The following is a 16,866-nucleotide window of genomic DNA, read 5'->3' on the forward strand; positions in this document are numbered from 1 at the left end:
CTGAAGCTGGGCAAGCTGGACGATACAAAGCACGCCATTCCAGGGCTTAGCGAAAACAACACGAAATTGCTTGATATCATTTACAAAGCACTCGACAAGACGTTAATCGCCACGAAAAAAATTTACGTCCTCTTCGATGATTTCGGGGAGTTGACGCTTCGCGATGCTGAAACCATGGCACTGGATTTTTCGCTTGGAGATACGAGCCTTGTCTACGATTACAAGCAAAAACGCTCACTAGACAACGCCAGCAACAAGATCAAGATCGTCCGGGACAATAAAGAATCCGGAAAACGCGAGCTATATATTGTTCAAGACAGCCGAACCATTGCCAAATGGGGGCTGCTTCAGCATTACCAGACCGTCGACGAAAAGGTGAGCGTCGAAAAAGTCAAAGAAATGCTGGACAATCTGATCCAACTGAAAAACCGCGAGCAAAGGTCGTTTTCGATCGATGCTCTTGGGGATATCCGCGTGCGGGCCGGGTGCTACGTTTCCATTAACATGGAAGAGCTGGGATTGAATCAACGCTTTTTAGTCAATGAGTGCACGCATAAATTTGACGGCGGTGTCGATCACACGATGAGCTTGGAATTGATCGACATTCGCATTGGGGAGAGGTAGGAATGGGACTCTTAAATCTTATCAAGCAAGCCGGTCTCGATGCCGTCGAGGCGGGTAACCCGGTATCTGTAATTTTCGGAACGGTAGCAAGCGAAAGTCCTCTGAGTGTAACCATTGATCAACGGTTTACGCTGACAGAGGATTTTTTAATTGTTCCAGAGCAGCTGACGGACTATCGGGTGACGGTTGGTGGACAGGAGATCATCATCCGGGAAGGCCTGAAAACGGGAAACCGTGTCATTTTGCTTCGCATGCAGGGCGGGGAGCAGTATGTCATTGTAGATCGGGTGGTGACGACATGATTCCGCAAGGCGGTGTGCTGGGAAACAACCGGAACGTGGAAATTGCGCAGCTTCCCAGCCGGACTTACCGGTTGGATAATGCGACGAACCGGATTGTCGGTATGACCGACGGGCTGGACGCGGTCAAGCAGGCTGCGCAGCTTATTTTGGAGACAGAGCGTTTTGAGCATTTGATCTATAGCGGCAACTATGGCCGCGAGTTCTCCGGATTGCTTGGACGAGAGCCCGCTTTCGTGCAGGCGGAGCTTTATCGGCGCATCCGGGCGGCGCTTATGCAGGACGACCGGATTCGGGATGTGCAGGACATGCGGATCACGGTTATGGGGGACGAAGCTTCGGCTTCGTTCACCGTCGTATCGCAATACGGCAGTTTTGAGATGACGAAAGGAGTGGGAGCGGGTGTATGAACATCAGACGTTTCAAACGATTTTGAACCGGATGCTTTCCCGTGTGCCGGCAGACGTAGACAAGCGGGAGGGCAGCATCATCTATGACGCCCTTGCGCCGGCCGCTTTAGAGCTGACGGAGATGTATTTTCAGCTGGATACGAATCTGAATCTTTCGCTTGCAGATACGTCGAGCGGTGAATTTTTGGAGCGGCGTACGGCCGAGTTCGGTGTTGAACGTGAAAAGGCCAGTAAAGCCCGCCGCAAGGGGCTATTTTACGGGAATGCCGACGCACCGGCGGATGTGCCTGTCGGCAGCCGGTTCGGGGCCGGGGACCTGCGGTATGCGGTTGTTCGCCGCATTGCGGCCGGCGTGTTTGAGCTGGAATGCGAAACGACCGGCGTCACCGGGAACCATTATTTCGGCGCGCTGCTGCCGATCGATTATATCGCCGGACTTGTGCGCGCCGAACTGGCTGACGTGCTTGTCCCGGGAGAGGACGAAGAGACGGACGAGGCGCTGCGGAAGCGGTTTTTCCAAGGACAAAAGGAAAAGCCGTTCGGGGGCAATGTGGCGGATTACAAGCAAAAGATCGGCAATATTCCCGGCGTCGGCGGGGTCAAAATCTTCCCGGCATGGCAGGGAGGCGGGACGGTCAAATGTACTTTGTTGGGCAGCGATTTTAATCCGCCATCTGCCGCTTTGATCGAAGAGGTCCAGACGGCCATTGACCCTACGGTGAACCAGGGCAAAGGCTGGGGACTGGCTCCGATGGGCCATACGGTCACGATTGACGGCGTTCAACACGTATTGATCGACGTGGAGACGACGGTTACGCTTGCTTCCGGTGTGACCGTGGGGCAGGTACAGGGGGAGATTGAGGCCGCGATTTCGTCCTATTTGCTCGGCTTGCGGCAAACCTGGGCGGAGGAATCGCAGCTGATCGTCCGGATTAGCCAGATCGACGCAAGGATTTTGACCGTATCCGGGGTGAACGACGTGAAGGGTACCCGCCTGAATGGTGAGACGGCGAACATTACTTTGTCCACGGAGAAAATCCCGCAGATGGGGGCGGTGAAGCTGCATGACTAAGCTGATGGATTATTTGCCGGAGCATTTTCATGAGATCAAGGAAATGAAGGAACTGACCCGCGCCGAGGACGAGGAAATCGAGGCGATAGCCCAAGCGGTTCGGCAGTTTTTGGATAACCAGTTCGTCACGACGGCGCAGGACTGGGTGATCAAACGGCGGGAGGATATGGTCGGCATCCGCGCGGATTCGGCGGTGGAGACGCTGGAGTTCCGGCGCAACCGGTTGATTAACCGTTATTCCACGCGCCCGCCTTTCACCGTCCGCTACCTGCAAAGCCGTTTGGATTCCCTCATCGGGCAGGGCGTGGCGAAGGTGGAAGTGGATGGGCAAAATTTTATTTTGAAAATTACGATGGGTGTGCCCGATGCGGCGTATTTTAAGGAAATCGAGCATACGGTCCAAATTGTCAAACCGGCGAACCTTGTGTACAACCAGGCGACTTCACTGGCCGATCGCGTCGGGATTGAGGAGCACATTTGGAAAACGCCGCTTACCCGGATGACCCGGCTTTCTACGACGTGGAAGCTGGGCAGCACCCCATTCGCCAATCGTGGCAAGGAGGTACAGGTGAAATGATTCCTACGACGTTTTTGAGCGAGTTGGCTCAATTTACGAATACGCAAATTGCAAAAGTGGTGCTGAACGGGAGTTACGAGATCGATACGTTCCGGATCAAAAAAGTGGAAGCAGGCATCGTGGAGCTGGAGTATATGATCCCCGCCGGATCGGTGGCTGAGGTGACTTTGATCGAGCTCAAAAGCAGTAAAGGGCAAGTGGTAAGCTCTAACGAGGCGTATGTGCCGATTACGAGCGATACGGTGATTAAGCATACGGTGACTGTGAAGGAGGTGTAGGGATGGCATACGAGGCCAAGACAAACTGGCAGCTTGACGATACGGTGACCGAGCAGGACATGAACCGGATCGAGCGGGGGCTAAAGGACGCGTATGAGAATAGTATGACAAGTCCACCGCCTGAGCAAGTAAATCTCGGGTACGGTTTGCAAGTTGTGGATGCGAAGCGGACCGCGCCGTTGGAGAATGTCACCATCAAGGGCCGGACGCTGGTGAATTTACTGGGGCGGGATGGGAATTGTGAAAGCCTTAGTCCGTTTACACCGTCACCGCCCAATATATATCAAGGGACGGCAGCGTTAGATTCAGCAAATAAAGTTTACGGGAACAATGGTATCAAGATCAGCATCGGCAACGGACATACGCTTGCTACAATAGCAAAATCAAACATTCCATGTGCAAAAGACAAATTTTATATCGCTATTGCGGAGGTTAAAAACGGTAACGCAACTAATGGTATTCGTGTCGTATTGAGTGGTCAGGCTTATGGACCGACTGTACCGTATCAAACGACCACCACAGCTTTTGTTTTGTCCGTTTCAAAATTTGCTTCCGGTTCTAGCTCTAGTCTACAGGTAGACGTTGCTGTCAGTGGAACAGCAGGGCAGTATGCATATGTTGATGGAATTCGTCTCTACGAGATTACTCAAGACGAGTATAACGCGATTGATAGCATGACGCCGGAGCAGATCGCAGCGAAATGGCCGTACGTTGATGATATGAAAAATATCTACTCGCCTTACATTATCAAGTACGGGGAAAATTTGCTGCCTCTCTATAGTGAATGTTCTTTAAACCCTCTAAGTATTGCAAATAGTATCATAACCGTAACTACACCGTATTCAATTACGCTTGATACGACAAAAGTTGCCAATGGACAGGAGGTAGTAGCCCAATACCAAGATATTCGGTTAGTTCCTGAAACAACCTATACACTTGTAAACCCGTCGACAAACGGTTATATGCGCTGCAGGTTCGATTATATGGATAGTTCACCTTCGACACGCATGGTGTTTGCGCCTAACACAAGTAGAACATTCTCAACGCCTGCCAATATTAAGTCAATGGCGTTGGTAGCCGCGACAAATTTAATTGGATATGCAGATGAAAACAACTCGGATACCTATACGTATGGAGAGGTTATTTGTTCCTACAGTAATCCTGTTTTTGTCGTTGGCTCCTCGGCAAAACCATTCAAACCACGCAATGAAGATTATCTGTTCTTCCCGAACGTCCAGCTCGCGTCCAACGTCGATGGAACAATCTACGATACGTCGTTTCAACGTGACGGGAAGTACTGGAAGCAGGCACGCTACAAGTTGAGGGATGTGTCTGGAAACCTTGCGTGGGATTTGTTAAGTGTTGGTACCGGAACCAAGTCCCTATCGACAAATGGCGGTGTAATATCGGATGTATTTTATGGAGCCGATAACTTAGGGATCGGTACATTCGTGAAGTACGACGGAACGATTTTACGCAAATATGATCATAATGCTGCACTCGCGCCTGGTGCCGGATGGATTGCTTCGGACGGTTCTATCCGTATCTCGGTTGCTAATGCCGATAGTGGATGGGGAGATTCGTACACACCGTCGAAGGATGAGATTAAAGCGTATTTTTTAGGTTATAAAATGTATGTGGCCGGTGGTAGCGCGGATATCAACTATAACGGGTCCGGGACAAAGGCTTGGGCGTATCAAACGTCAAAGGCACATGCTTCGTTAACATGTCCTACTACATCGTATGCAGGATACACCCCTTACAAACTGCAATACCAACTTGCAACTCCAACAGTTGAAGAAATTGCAGTAGAAGGCGGAATCACATTCCATGAAGGCCTGAATCAGGTTGAAGTCGGTAACGGGATGATCGTACGGGAGAAAACATCCCCTAATTTATATGGACCCAACAACTCATATTACTTTAATGATACTGCAGTCGGTAGTCAATTTAAATACCGGGCTAATGTTATATTAAATATTTATAAGAACGGACTAGTTGATAAGTCAGTCCTTTTGATGCCGGGGGCTCACAATGCCAATGGTTATAGCAAAGCGCAGGTTAGTGCAGCGAACTACGATCAACGTGCCGCTTATTCAGCGACTTACATTGTCCTCGACCAGTATGCATTGTCTTGTAACGTGCACAGTATTCAAGGTGAATATGCGGATAATCTAATGAACGTTGTTGATTCGTTGGTTTCCAGCCAGACGGACGTATCCACAAGGGTCAGCATCTTGGAAGGTACGCATGCTCAGAATATGAACGGCCAATGGATTTCGCCGACACTTGTAAACGGTTGGCTGGAGTATGCTGATGGTTACGACACAGTCAGGTATATAAAAGATGGTTTTGGAGTCGTCCGCCTTAAGGGGCTTTTAAAAAACGGTACGTTGGGGGCGGTAATATTCACTCTTCCTCCGGGTTACCGTCCAAAAGCGACAAAGATTTTTATGACGATTTCCGATACAAATGGAAGTGCTCTTCTTGGACGCGTCGATATCACTGCAAATGGAGATGTTAGACATACTTTAGGTGGCGCAGGATATCTCTCATTAGAAGGTATTACGTTTTTGGCAGAATAATGACGGGGGTGCGCGATGAAAGAAGCGATCATTATTGATTTTAACGGATTTATGATAGACGTAACGCTTGTCGCAGATGATGCGACAGGCGTTTTTCCTTTCTATAGGACGCAGGAACCGTTGGCCCAAGAAGATATGGGGCAACAGTCGAATACGAAGATGATGGGCTATGTGGTCGCTATTCCCGTTCCAGAAGGACTATTTAAGCCAAGATTTGATATCGAAGCGTGGAATGAATATAACCCATCACAACGGCCACTATCGGATGAACATACTGGGTCAAGGCCAGATGTTACGCTTTGGATTGAAGGACTGAAACCGGAGGAAATCCTTGTAATACCGAACCAGCATAATCAGAAAACCTCTGATCGGACGGTTAGTGTTTTAACAGCAAACCTCTCAAAGAAGCAGCCAATGTTTTCTGTTTGGGACCGTTTGTGGAAAAAATGAAATTGTGTATAACTGTTGATTAGGGAGAAGGAAAAATTCGTTGCGATAGCAAGTGCTTGACAGCGGTCTGCGGAAATATGGATTAGACAATGTACATTCGTTTTATTAAAGGAGGCTTATGGATGGTTTACGAAGCAAAAACGAATTGGCAGCTTGACGATACAGTAACCGAGCAAGACATGAACCGTATCGAGCGGGGGGTTATGGAGGCATATGCGGAGCTCCAAGCCGTCAAGGATACTATGGCCCAAAAAATCGATGGATTGAGTAGGGCAATAGACGAAATACGATCGGACAACACAAAAGAACTCGTCGTCGAGGTTCGAACATCCGATCCAATTTTACCAGTTATTGGCGGTATGTGGATTCGCAGTGATCTGTAGGAGGGAGAAAATATGCCAGAATTATATACGGGTGCCTCCAAAGATGCCACTTATACAATAGGGGGGAGTTCGGACGGTTCTGGAATGGGTCTTTGGCTTGGGGAGACATCGCAAAATCCAAGTATAGCACTAATAGCATTCCATCCTGTAACGATTCCACCGGGTAACATTATTACTAAGGCAGAAGTTATGCTGTACCCTTATATGGGCGTTGATACGAGTGGTACAATTATTGTAAGGGCGCTGACCAACAACTGGACTGAATCTTCTCCTAATCCTACTCACTCGATAGACATTACTACTCATCCGTGGGGAAATTTTTCAGGTAAGCCACATGTATTTGATATTACTTGGTATGCAAAGAGTAACCTAAATCAGCTTTTTACAAATGGTATCGGATTATGGTTCACCGGGTCTAGCAAAATAGCGTTTTGGTCAAGGGAAAGTGGATCACCTCCTTCGATGAGAATTACTTATGAACCAAATCAAGCACCAAATGCTCCAGGTCTTGCAACTCCTATTCACGGAAGTATCACCAATAATCGTAACCCAGTCTTCAACTGGACGTTTTCCGATCCCGACGGCGGTGACTATCAGACAGCTTGGCAAATACAAGTCAGCGCAGGCGACGGCGGAGCATTTACAAATGTTGTAGTTGACTCGGGTAAAAATACTACAAATACAAACCAGTGGACGTTTTATGGCCTTGGCGATAACCAATATTTTTATCGTATCCGAACATGGGATAAAGGCGACGCTGTGAGCCCTTGGTCATGGGTACCGTGGTTCGGTATTGAAAACACACCGCCTGTAGCCGGAAGTATTACGGGCACGCAACATCTGAATGTGCAGCCAAACAATACATTCAGGGTATGGGCCTATAATGTCAAGGATAACTGGTCCGGTGTCTCTGTAGTACGATTTCCTACTGCAGGTCCTGGTTATGACTTTCAGTGGCGAGACGGTGTCAAAGATGGCGGAAGTGATAATTGGTTCTGCGACATTCCAATCAATGCCTATAACAACAATGAAGGCACCTATGCGACCCATGTTTATGCTTATGATAACGCGGGGAATAGCGGATTTCTTGGCGAAATAAAGACAAATGTCGATAGGACACCAGCGACAATCGGCAGTGTATCTGGTATTCAATATACTCAAGGCTCTTCCGCAAGAGTGTGGGCATATAACGTAACTGACGGGTTATCCGGTGTGGATCGGGTTACCGTGCATGTGGTGCGTCCCGATGGTTCGTGGTACTTTTTGACGAATGCCATTCGCGATGGCAGCTCGAATAATTACTTTATTGACGTCCCATTAGAGTACGAGGGGAATTGGGGAGTAGACTTCCGAGCCTATGACAGAGCCCAGAATGAACCTGTAATGGTTCGGGCCAATGTAATAAGAGATAATTCTGCTCCCAAAGTCACCGGTGTCCAAGGCTATAGCTATTCAAACCAGACCGGTGGAACGCGCCGTACCTGGATTTATGGTATCAGTGATGCTCTCAGCGGCATTGGAGTTGTAGAAGCCTATTACGTTAAAGCCGGGATGAGTTGGATCGGTCCCCACGCTACCGGACAATCCGGAAACGACTATTATTTCGATGTTCCGATTTATAGTGGTGACGGTGAGTATGCCGCCCATTTCTATATACGGGATAAGGCAGGGAATCAAAGTGGACCGCATGAAGTGAAGTTTTTCGTAGACAGTAAGCGTGCCAATGATCCAAATCCTTCTGCCGTTTATGAGACAAATTCGGCAACAATCTCATGGTTACGTTTCTCTGACCCAACACCGTCGTCTGGTTATGATCGAACAGGGATTTGGCTTGGAGAATGGAACGGGACGGACTGGGTTGGTGGGACTCCAAACATCTATAACGCCTATGAAGTAACAAGAAGTATAGAAGTGCTTGAAACAAGAGTTTCAAATCTAAAACCAGGAGCGCGATATCGATATACAATTGCACACTATGATAAGTCTGGGAACCAGAGCTCATACACATGGTTTGAATTTGTGACGAAAAAAAAGATTGGTGAATATCGAACAAAAGCCGGAGCAGCCATATTATCTCTACCAGTATATGATCCAGCTTCCGGTGTGCTTGGATCAAAGGCACTGCGATGTGGCACAACATCCGGTGTTGGTTGCTTCGAACTTGTGTCACCAACTGATCCATCGGCCAGCCCGTTTAGGATACAAACTCATCAAGGTATTCAAGCAATAGCGAAGTAATTACGTCTCGACTCCGATCGGGGCTATTTTTATGCCCTTCTTCGGGCTGAAAGGAGGAATATATGGACAAATCCACGATTGTCAAAACGGGTTTCGGCGTCATTGGCAGCTTCATCTCATGGGTTGTCGGAGGGCTTGGATTGGCTTTTACCATCCTGTTAGGACTAATGCTGTTGGATTATGCAACGGGGCTCATGGCGGGATACGTCAGGAAGGAGCTCAGCAGCCGCACCGGCACGAACGGCCTGCTTCGAAAAACCTACATTATCATTCTTGTCGGCTGCGTGTACATGATCGAACTGTCGGTCCTTAACTCGAACGGAGTCATCGGTGACGGCGTCGTTATCGCGTACAGCGTAATTGAGTTTCTAAGCATCGTGGAAAATGGCGGGAAGCTTGGAGTCCCTCTCGGGCCGTTGAGCAACGTCATTTCCGCGATCAAAGGGAAGGAGGAACGCCATTGACAAGGGATCAATTTATCGCTGTGGTTGCGCCTGTGGCAGTGGAGCTGAAGAGGGAAGGTTCTCCGATCTTCCCTTCGGTTCGGATCGCTCAGGCTTTGCTTGAAACCGGCGGCAAGATCCATGAGTGGAATAACCTTGTCGGTTATAAAGTCGGCAGCGGCCGGCCTAATGAATTTTGGAAAGGAAAATCGGTAAGCACCAAGACGTGGGAAGTATACGACGGCATCCGGGTAGATGGCTTACAAGCCCATTGGCGTGCCTATGACTGCCTTGAGGACTGCTTTCGGGATCAGGATTTGCTTTTTCAGTGGAGTCGATACGACCGTGTACGAAGCGCCCGGTCGCCGCAGGAGCAGGCGGAGATGCTGCGCATTTGCGGCTATGCAACCGATCCGGATTACTCTAAAAAGTTAAACCATTTGATCGCGAGTTACTCGCTTGAACAGTACGATAAGGAGGCGGCAGAAGTGATGCTGGATGCAGGAGTGGCTAATACGATTATCGATACATGGATGAGTCCGGCTTGGAAGGAATCGGAGGCAAAACGCTGCGAGGCGGAACATCAAGGAGACACGGGCGCAGCCTCCGCTCATCAAGAACAGGCGGATTACATTCATTGGCTTGCAAATGAGCTTCGGAAAGCATCCGGGCAGGTTTTGCAATAATTCGGATGCATAACGAAAGAGACTGAATCCCTACTGGCTTCGGCTAGTAGGGATTTTTCTGTTTTAATATGGTAAAAGGTACCTCGAACCGGATATATGCGGCTTAGAGGTACCTTGGTTATTTTATAACATAATTCTATTTTTTCTTCAGCGCTTCGATATCGGCTTCCATACGAAGCTGGCGGCGATTCAGAATATCGACACTATGTTCGAGGGTATTTGTTCCGCTCGAATCTCTTTGTTTGTTTTATGTTTGTTCGCCTACCATATGAATCAATTGGCCGATCATGCGTTCATTGCGATCGAAGCGAGTATGAACCTTGCGGAAGTCATCGTCTACTTGCTGGAATTCCTCGGTGAATTTGGAACGCATACTTTTGATCTCGGATTTCATGTCGTTCATTTCCGAGCGCAATCCGCCTACTTCTGAGCGCAGACCAAGATTTTTCCCGCAACCCTATAACCTTTGCTTTGGCAGGAAGCGAAAAGGTGTTGAACGGTCTGGTGATTTGGCTTAGACGTTTTTCTGAAAGCGTACCGTTACCGGATTCATCATACTTTTTACAATGCGTTCTAGTCTGAATCGCTATGCTTAGCCACATCTCCTAACGAACCCCCCAGCATTTGAGAGGCATGCTTTTACATTACTTCTATCCATTGGCATGACAGCAACCGAAGCCGCTTCCCCAACGCAACGGCAAGGTAGACACGCGCGTGAGAAACATGCTATCATTACACTGTTTCCTAGCAAATGTTTTCTATAATAATTTCATATCATATAGAGCAGGTGCTGATATCCGTTGAAGACGGAATCGGCTTAAAAGGGAAGCCGGTGAAAATCCGGCACGGTCCCGCCACTGTAAGCGAGGAGTTTTTTCCGTATCATGTACGCCACTGTTGCCAAGTCGATGGGAAGGCTGCGGAAAAAGCGATGAGACGCAAGTCAGGAGACCTGCCCGCTCTGTTGCGGCTGTTATTTTCGTCGACGGCCGGCAACGAAGTCACCACAAAACCTACGCGGATAGGGAGGTGTACGGGAGCGGTACAGGACAGGCAGCAAGGCTGGCGATCTGGCGTCACAGCGGCGCTCGTCGCATAAGTCAATGCTGGCTGCACTCGTCTCAGCAACCTAAGCTCGCACAAGCATCTTCCGACAAGGGAGATGCTTTTTTTGTTGCTCTCTCAGTTTCTGGAAAAAGAAATCGGCATGAGTCGCTAGTTCTCTGAATAGGTTTATCGCATGGACAGCCGGCTGGAGTACGTCAGTTACAGGCCTCGGAAGCCTTGTACTCCAGAGGAAGCATACTTAACAGGAGGCGGCAATGATGAAGGGAAAATTGTCAGTCATCGGGTTCGGCCCGGGCAGCTTCGATCATATTACGAAACGGGCAAGGGAAGCGATCCAGGAAAGCGACGTCGTGATCGGCTACAACACGTATGTGGATCTGATCCGGGGGCTGTTGAACGAGCAGCAGGTGGTCCGCACCGGGATGACGGAAGAGGTTAGCCGGGCGCAGGAAGCGGTGCGTCAAGCCGAGGCGGGAAAAACGGTGGCGGTCATTTCGAGCGGCGATGCGGGCGTGTACGGGATGGCCGGACTCATTTACGAAGTGCTGATGGAAAAAGGCTGGCGGCGCGAGGAAGGCGTCGAAGTGGAGGTCATTCCCGGCATTTCGGCGATCAACTCTGTGGCTTCGCTGCTGGGCGCGCCGGTCATGCACGACGCATGCACGATCAGCTTGAGCGACCATTTGACGCCGTGGGAGATCATCATACGGCGGGTGGAAGCGGCGGCCTCCGCCGATTTCGTGATTGCGCTGTACAATCCGCGCAGCGGCAGACGCACGCGGCAGATCGTCGAGACGCAGCGCGTGCTGCTGCAGTACCGGTCGCCGGATACGCCGGTCGGTATCGTGAAGAGCGCCTATCGCGAGCGCCAAGACGTGGTTATAACGACGCTTGGCAAAATGCTCGAGCACGACATCGGCATGCTGACGACAGTCATCATCGGCAATTCGACGACGGTTGTCTATGACGGACTGATGATCACGCCGCGCGGATACCAGCGCAAGTATACGCTGGGCGCCGATGTGCAGCCGCTCCGGCCGCACGAAAGGCTGCGGACGGAAGCGGAGCCATGGTCGCTGGACGCGCAGCAAGAGGAAGCGTCCAAGAGCATGGGTGAGGAAAATAATGTATTGTTGGCCGAATCGCGTTCAGACGGGCCTAGCGAGTCTATGAAAGGCCCATATGTCGTCGATTCGATGCTCGATCCGCTGGGCGGACCGGTTTACGGAGCGAGCGCGGAAGGCGAATCGCCGCTGGCCCTTGCGCTGGAAGCGCTGCGGCTTGTCGATGCGCACCGGGGCGTTCCCGAGTCGCCTCAAGGCGAGCGGAGCGGCTACTTGTTTAAGCAGGAGCAAATCCTGGAGTTTGCCGTAAGCCCGGGGCTTGCGGAGAAAAAGCTGACGGCGCAGCAGCTCATGCTGCTTGCGGAAGTCGTCGGCGAGCACGGGACAATGGAATATACGCCGCATCATCAGATGCTCGTGCGCATTGCGACGTCGGACCCGGAAAGCGTGACTGGAAGGCTCCGGGCTGCCGGACTGCTGCTCGCTCCGGTCGGCGATGTCGCGCAGATCAAGGCTTGCGATTTTTGCAATATGGATAAGGCCGATTCGGTGCCGTACGCCGAAGAGCTGCATCGTCGTCTGGGGGGCATGCGCGTGCCCAAGGAGCTCAAAATCGGCTTCAACGGATGCGGCATGGCCTGCTACGGTGCGGTGAAGGAAGATATTGGAATTGTATACCGCAGGGAGAAATTTGATTTGTTCCTCGGAGGCAAAACGGTCGGACGCAACGCCCACGTGGCGCAGCCGGTCGCCGAAGGAATCGAGCCGGAGCGTCTGGTCGAAACGATCGAGCGCATTGTAGCGCGTTATGCAGCGGACGGGCATCCGAATGAACGGTTTCATAAATTTTATAAGCGCGTCAAGGAGCTGGAAGGCTACCGGTATCAGGAAGTGCCGGCGTTCCAGATCGAGAATGCGGTGTGCGGGGATTAACAATGAAAATGAGGAGGAAGCGCATGAACGCAGTATTGTTTGTTGGCCACGGCAGCCGGGACCCGGAAGGGAACGAGGAGATCCGGGAATTTGTCCGTTCGGTGGAAGGCCGTCTGGGGGAGCCGATCGTGGAGACGTGCTTCTTGGAATTCGAGGCGCCGTCCATTTCAAAAGGCATCGCGACATGCGTAGCAAGGGGGGCCACACGGATCGCGGTGGTGCCGATTACGCTGTTTGCAGCCGGCCATGCCAAGCTGCATATTCCGGCAGCTATCGATGAAGCGAGACTGAGATACCCGGCGGTGAAGTTTATGTACGGCCGTCCGATCGGGGTGCACGAGCTGGCGCTGGATATTTTGATCTCCAGACTGACGGAAGCGGGTGTGGACGGCTTGGCCGGGGCGGACGATACGGCGCTTCTGGTTATCGGACGCGGCAGCAGCGATGCGGATGCCAACAGCGATTTGTTCAAAATTTCACGGCTGCTCTGGGAGCGGCTTAAGGTGAAATGGGTGGAAACGGCGTTTATCGGCGTGACGGCGCCGCTGGTGGACGAAGGAATCGAACGCTGTATCCGGCTTGGGGCGAAGCGGATCGTCCTGCTGCCTTACTTTTTGTTCACCGGCGTGTTGATCAAGCGGATGGAGCAAATGACGGAAACTTTTGCAGAGAAGTATCCGGACCAGTCGTTTATATTGGCGGAATACTTCGGGTTCCACCCGACGCTGCAAACGATTCTACTGGAGCGGGCCCAAGAAGCGCTCCAAGGCGAAACGCGGATGAACTGCGATATGTGCCAGTACCGTCTTGAAGCAATGAAGCATATGGACCATCATCACCATCACGATCACGAGCATGATCATCATCACGATCACGAGCACCATCATGCGCACTCTCATGATCATCACCATGATCACGATCACCACCATCCGGAAAGCGGCGACGCGAAGCCCGCGGGGCCGTCGGAGGCGGCTGCCTCGAAGGAGGTGCTGTCATGATCGTCGTGCTGGCCGGGACGAGCGACGCCAGGGAGCTTGCGCTGCGTATCCGGGAGGCGGGTTATCCGCTCGTCGCCACCGTGGTAACCGAGAGCGCGGCCAAGAGCCTCGAAGAAGCGGGGCTCGAGGTGCGCATGGGCCGGCTTGACGCTCATGGCTTGGCCGATTTGATCCGCAGCCGCGGCGCCCAAGCGGTGGTCGATGCGAGCCATCCGTTCGCGGAGGAAGCGTCCCGCAACGCGATGGCGGCGGCCGAGCAGGCAGGAGTGCCCTACATCCGCTACGAACGCGAGCGCGGATCGTACGATGGGCACCCGCGGCTGTTTTTCGTCGACGATTACGAAGAAGCGGCCGAGCTTGCGGCGCAGAAGCGCGGGGTTGTCATGCTGACGACGGGAAGCAAGACGCTGCAAATTTTCGCCGAGCGGCTGATCGGACTGCCTGACACAACGCTCGTGGCGCGTATGCTGCCGCGTAAGGATAATATGGAGAAATGCGAGCAGCTCGGTCTTGAGCAGAAGAACATTATCGCGATGCAGGGGCCTTTTTCCAAAGAGCTGAACAAGGCGCTGTACAAGCATTACGGCGTCAACGTCATCGTCACGAAGGAAAGCGGCAAGGTCGGCGCGGTGGAGGAAAAGCTGTCGGCGGCGCTCGAAATGGATATCGATACGATCGTTATCGGACGGCCTCAGCTCGAGTATGGTGAAGTGTATTCCGATTTTGAAGGCGTCACGAACGCGTTAAACGCATTATTTCAGGAGGTGCGCGATTAATGGATTTTCGCACGGAATTTAAACCGCTTACCGTTCAACCGCAGGAAATCGAGGAAAAAAGCTTCGAAATGATCACGGAGGAGCTTGGCGAGCACAACTACACGGAAGAGCAGTTCAAGGTCGTACAGCGCGTCATTCACGCATCGGCGGATTTTGAGCTCGGGCGCAGTCTGGTGTTCCATCCAGACGCGATCCGCGCCGGAATCGAGGCGATCCGCAGCGGCAAGCCGGTGGTGGCGGACGTGCAGATGGTGCAGGTCGGCATCAGCAAGCCGCGGCTGGCCAAATACGGCGGAGACGTGCGGGTATACATTTCGGATGCAGACGTGATGGAGGAAGCGAAACGGCTGAATACGACGCGGGCGATCATTTCCATACGGAAGGCGGCGCGGGAAGCAGACGGCGCGATTTATGCGATCGGCAATGCGCCGACGGCGCTGCTGGAGCTGATCCGCCTCGTCAAGGAAGGGGAGGCGCGTCCGGGACTGATCGTCGGCGTGCCGGTCGGCTTCGTATCGGCGGCCGAGTCCAAGGAAGAGCTGCTGAAGCTGGACGTGCCGTTTATTACGAATATCGGGCGGAAGGGCGGCAGCCCGGTCGCAGTGGCGACCGTCAACGCGCTGTCGCTGCTCGCCGAACGGCAGGGATAACGCGATGGCGGACGGCGGGGAAAAGGAAACGAAGCCGCTCCGGCATGGCTATACGACGGGCGCCTGCGCGACGGCGGCGGCTCAAGCGGCGCTTGAGGCACTAATTATGCAGGAGTCCCAGACGCAGGCGACCATTAGTCTGCCGATCGGGCAGGACGTGACGTTCGAAATCGTCGCCTGCGCTTATGCGCCCGATTGGGCGTCCGCTGAGGTGATCAAAGACGGCGGTGACGATCCGGACGCTACGCACGGCGCGCGGATCATCAGCGAGGTGTTCTGGCGCGAAGCGCCGGGGATCGAGATCGACGGCGGCGTCGGGGTCGGCCGGGTGACGAAGCCGGGGCTGCCCGTCGATGTCGGACAGGCGGCGATCAATCCGGTGCCGCGGAAAATGATCCGCGAAGCCGTCGAAGCGGTGCTGAACCGCTATGAGCTGCATCGCGGCGTGCGCGTGGTCGTCTCCGTCCCGGACGGCGAGGAGATTGCGAAGAAGACGCTCAATGCGCGGCTGGGCATCCTTGGCGGCATCTCGATATTGGGGACGCGCGGCATTGTGGTGCCGTTCTCGACAGCTGCGTACAAAGCGAGCGTTGCGCAGGCGATTCGCGTGGCGGTCAAGGGCGGCTGCAGCCACGTGGTGCTGTCGACCGGCGGGCGCAGCGAGAAGTTCGGCATGGAGCTGTATCCGGAGCTGCCGGAGGAAGCGTTTGTCGAGATGGGCGATTTCGTCGGCTTCGCGATTCAGCAATGCGCGCGGCAGGGCATCAGCAAAATTACCCTTGTTGGCATGATGGGCAAATTTTCCAAATTGGCGCAGGGCGTGATGATGGTTCATTCGAAAAGCGCTTCGGTCGACTTCGGATTTCTGGCGCGCATGGCGGAGGAAGCGGGAGCGCCGGAGGTTGCCGTCAAGGAAATTTTGGAGGCGAATACGGCTGCGCAGGTCGGCGATCAGATGCAGGCGCTGGGCTGTACCGCATTTTTCGACGTGATGTCCGGCCACTGCTGCCGGGAATCGCTGCGTGAAGCGGGTGCGCTTGGACCTGAAGCGAAGCTGCAAACGCCGCTGGAAGTCGAAACGGTGATCATTTCGATGAAGGGCGCGCTGTTGGGGCGCAAAAGCATGACGAACGAGGTTTAACGGTCTGCTTGCATAGGGGCTACGATGGACCGGACTCGGACTCCGGCAGGCGGGCAAGAAGGAAAGGGGTACACGCATGGGAGAAAAAATCGCAGTGATCGGGATTGGCGACGACGGAGCGGCGGGGTTGCCGCAGGCGTATCTCGACCGGATTCGGCAAACCGGGCTATTGATCGGCGGGGGGGGGGGGG

At 52.7% G+C, this 16,866-nt stretch carries 17 protein-coding genes, 1 pseudogene and 1 riboswitch; of the genes and pseudogenes, 17 read left to right on the forward strand and 1 reads right to left on the reverse strand.

Features of this window, described 5'->3' with window-relative positions:
- The 12 genes and pseudogenes from QJ48_RS37695 to QJ48_RS27860 all read left to right on the forward strand — a co-directional run.
- Positions 1-624: pseudogene (locus tag QJ48_RS37695) on the forward strand (hypothetical protein); the annotation flags it as partial.
- 2 nt (positions 625-626) lie between these two features.
- Positions 627-926 (forward strand): DUF2577 domain-containing protein, encoded by a 300-nt coding sequence (locus QJ48_RS27810; RefSeq protein WP_054976637.1) that lies wholly within the window; start codon positions 627-629, stop codon positions 924-926.
- A complete protein-coding gene (locus QJ48_RS27815; protein ID WP_054976638.1) occupies positions 923-1,333 on the forward strand; it encodes a DUF2634 domain-containing protein in 411 nt (136 codons plus the stop codon). Before QJ48_RS27810 ends, QJ48_RS27815 begins: the two co-directional genes overlap by 4 nt.
- Positions 1,326-2,405 carry a baseplate J/gp47 family protein gene (locus QJ48_RS27820; protein ID WP_054976639.1) on the forward strand — a complete coding sequence of 360 codons (1,080 nt, stop codon included), beginning with the start codon at positions 1,326-1,328 and terminating at the stop codon, positions 2,403-2,405. Before QJ48_RS27815 ends, QJ48_RS27820 begins: the two co-directional genes overlap by 8 nt.
- Positions 2,398-2,982 (forward strand): putative phage tail protein, encoded by a 585-nt coding sequence (locus QJ48_RS27825; protein ID WP_054976640.1) that lies wholly within the window; start codon positions 2,398-2,400, stop codon positions 2,980-2,982. The genes QJ48_RS27820 and QJ48_RS27825 overlap by 8 nt, the downstream gene beginning before the upstream one ends.
- Complete coding sequence (locus QJ48_RS27830) at positions 2,979-3,260, forward strand: hypothetical protein (protein ID WP_054976641.1); 282 nt, start codon at positions 2,979-2,981, stop codon at positions 3,258-3,260. The genes QJ48_RS27825 and QJ48_RS27830 overlap by 4 nt, the downstream gene beginning before the upstream one ends.
- Before the next feature lie 2 nt (positions 3,261-3,262).
- A complete protein-coding gene (locus QJ48_RS37700) occupies positions 3,263-5,845 on the forward strand; it encodes a hypothetical protein (protein ID WP_054976642.1) in 2,583 nt (860 codons plus the stop codon).
- 15 nt (positions 5,846-5,860) lie between these two features.
- Entirely contained in the window at positions 5,861-6,295 is a 435-nt protein-coding gene (locus QJ48_RS27840; RefSeq protein WP_054976643.1) for a hypothetical protein, read from the forward strand.
- 122 nt (positions 6,296-6,417) lie between these two features.
- On the forward strand, positions 6,418-6,678 hold the full coding sequence (locus tag QJ48_RS27845) for a hypothetical protein (RefSeq protein WP_054976644.1): 261 nt from the start codon (positions 6,418-6,420) through the stop codon (positions 6,676-6,678).
- Between the two features lie 12 nt (positions 6,679-6,690).
- Complete coding sequence (locus QJ48_RS36310) at positions 6,691-8,916, forward strand: Ig-like domain repeat protein (RefSeq protein WP_082420706.1); 2,226 nt, start codon at positions 6,691-6,693, stop codon at positions 8,914-8,916.
- Between the two features lie 62 nt (positions 8,917-8,978).
- The gene (locus QJ48_RS27855; RefSeq protein ID WP_054976646.1) at positions 8,979-9,380 is read left to right on the forward strand and encodes a holin family protein; all 402 of its coding nucleotides are present in this window, start codon (positions 8,979-8,981) and stop codon (positions 9,378-9,380) included.
- Entirely contained in the window at positions 9,377-10,045 is a 669-nt protein-coding gene (locus tag QJ48_RS27860; protein WP_054976647.1) for a glycoside hydrolase family 73 protein, read from the forward strand. Before QJ48_RS27855 ends, QJ48_RS27860 begins: the two co-directional genes overlap by 4 nt.
- Before the next feature lie 247 nt (positions 10,046-10,292).
- On the opposite strand, the gene QJ48_RS38990 is transcribed toward QJ48_RS27860, so the two are convergent.
- Entirely contained in the window at positions 10,293-10,448 is a 156-nt protein-coding gene (locus QJ48_RS38990; RefSeq protein WP_157261773.1) for a hypothetical protein, read from the reverse strand.
- A 365-nt stretch (positions 10,449-10,813) separates the two neighbouring features.
- Positions 10,814-11,020: riboswitch (cobalamin riboswitch) on the forward strand.
- Positions 11,021-11,370: 350 nt separating this feature from the next.
- Here QJ48_RS38990 and cobJ point away from each other — a divergent pair.
- Genes cobJ through QJ48_RS27885 form a run of 5 tightly spaced genes read left to right on the forward strand, consistent with a single transcriptional unit; the run spans position 11,371 to position 16,675 of the window.
- The gene (cobJ, locus tag QJ48_RS27865; protein ID WP_054976648.1) at positions 11,371-13,110 is read left to right on the forward strand and encodes a precorrin-3B C(17)-methyltransferase; all 1,740 of its coding nucleotides are present in this window, start codon (positions 11,371-11,373) and stop codon (positions 13,108-13,110) included.
- A 23-nt stretch (positions 13,111-13,133) separates the two neighbouring features.
- Entirely contained in the window at positions 13,134-14,108 is a 975-nt protein-coding gene (locus tag QJ48_RS27870) for a sirohydrochlorin chelatase (protein WP_054976649.1), read from the forward strand.
- Complete coding sequence (gene cobK / locus QJ48_RS27875) at positions 14,105-14,884, forward strand: precorrin-6A reductase (RefSeq protein WP_054976650.1); 780 nt, start codon at positions 14,105-14,107, stop codon at positions 14,882-14,884. The genes QJ48_RS27870 and cobK overlap by 4 nt, the downstream gene beginning before the upstream one ends.
- On the forward strand, positions 14,884-15,534 hold the full coding sequence (locus QJ48_RS27880) for a precorrin-8X methylmutase (protein WP_025853116.1): 651 nt from the start codon (positions 14,884-14,886) through the stop codon (positions 15,532-15,534). Before cobK ends, QJ48_RS27880 begins: the two co-directional genes overlap by 1 nt.
- A gap of 4 nt (positions 15,535-15,538) precedes the next feature.
- Positions 15,539-16,675, forward strand: coding sequence for a cobalt-precorrin-5B (C(1))-methyltransferase (locus tag QJ48_RS27885; RefSeq protein ID WP_054976651.1), 1,137 nt, complete (start codon positions 15,539-15,541; stop codon positions 16,673-16,675).
- Positions 16,676-16,866 lie beyond the last annotated feature (191 nt).

This window comes from Paenibacillus sp. A3 (assembly GCF_001399685.1).
Lineage (GTDB): Bacteria > Bacillota > Bacilli > Paenibacillales > NBRC-103111 > Paenibacillus_G.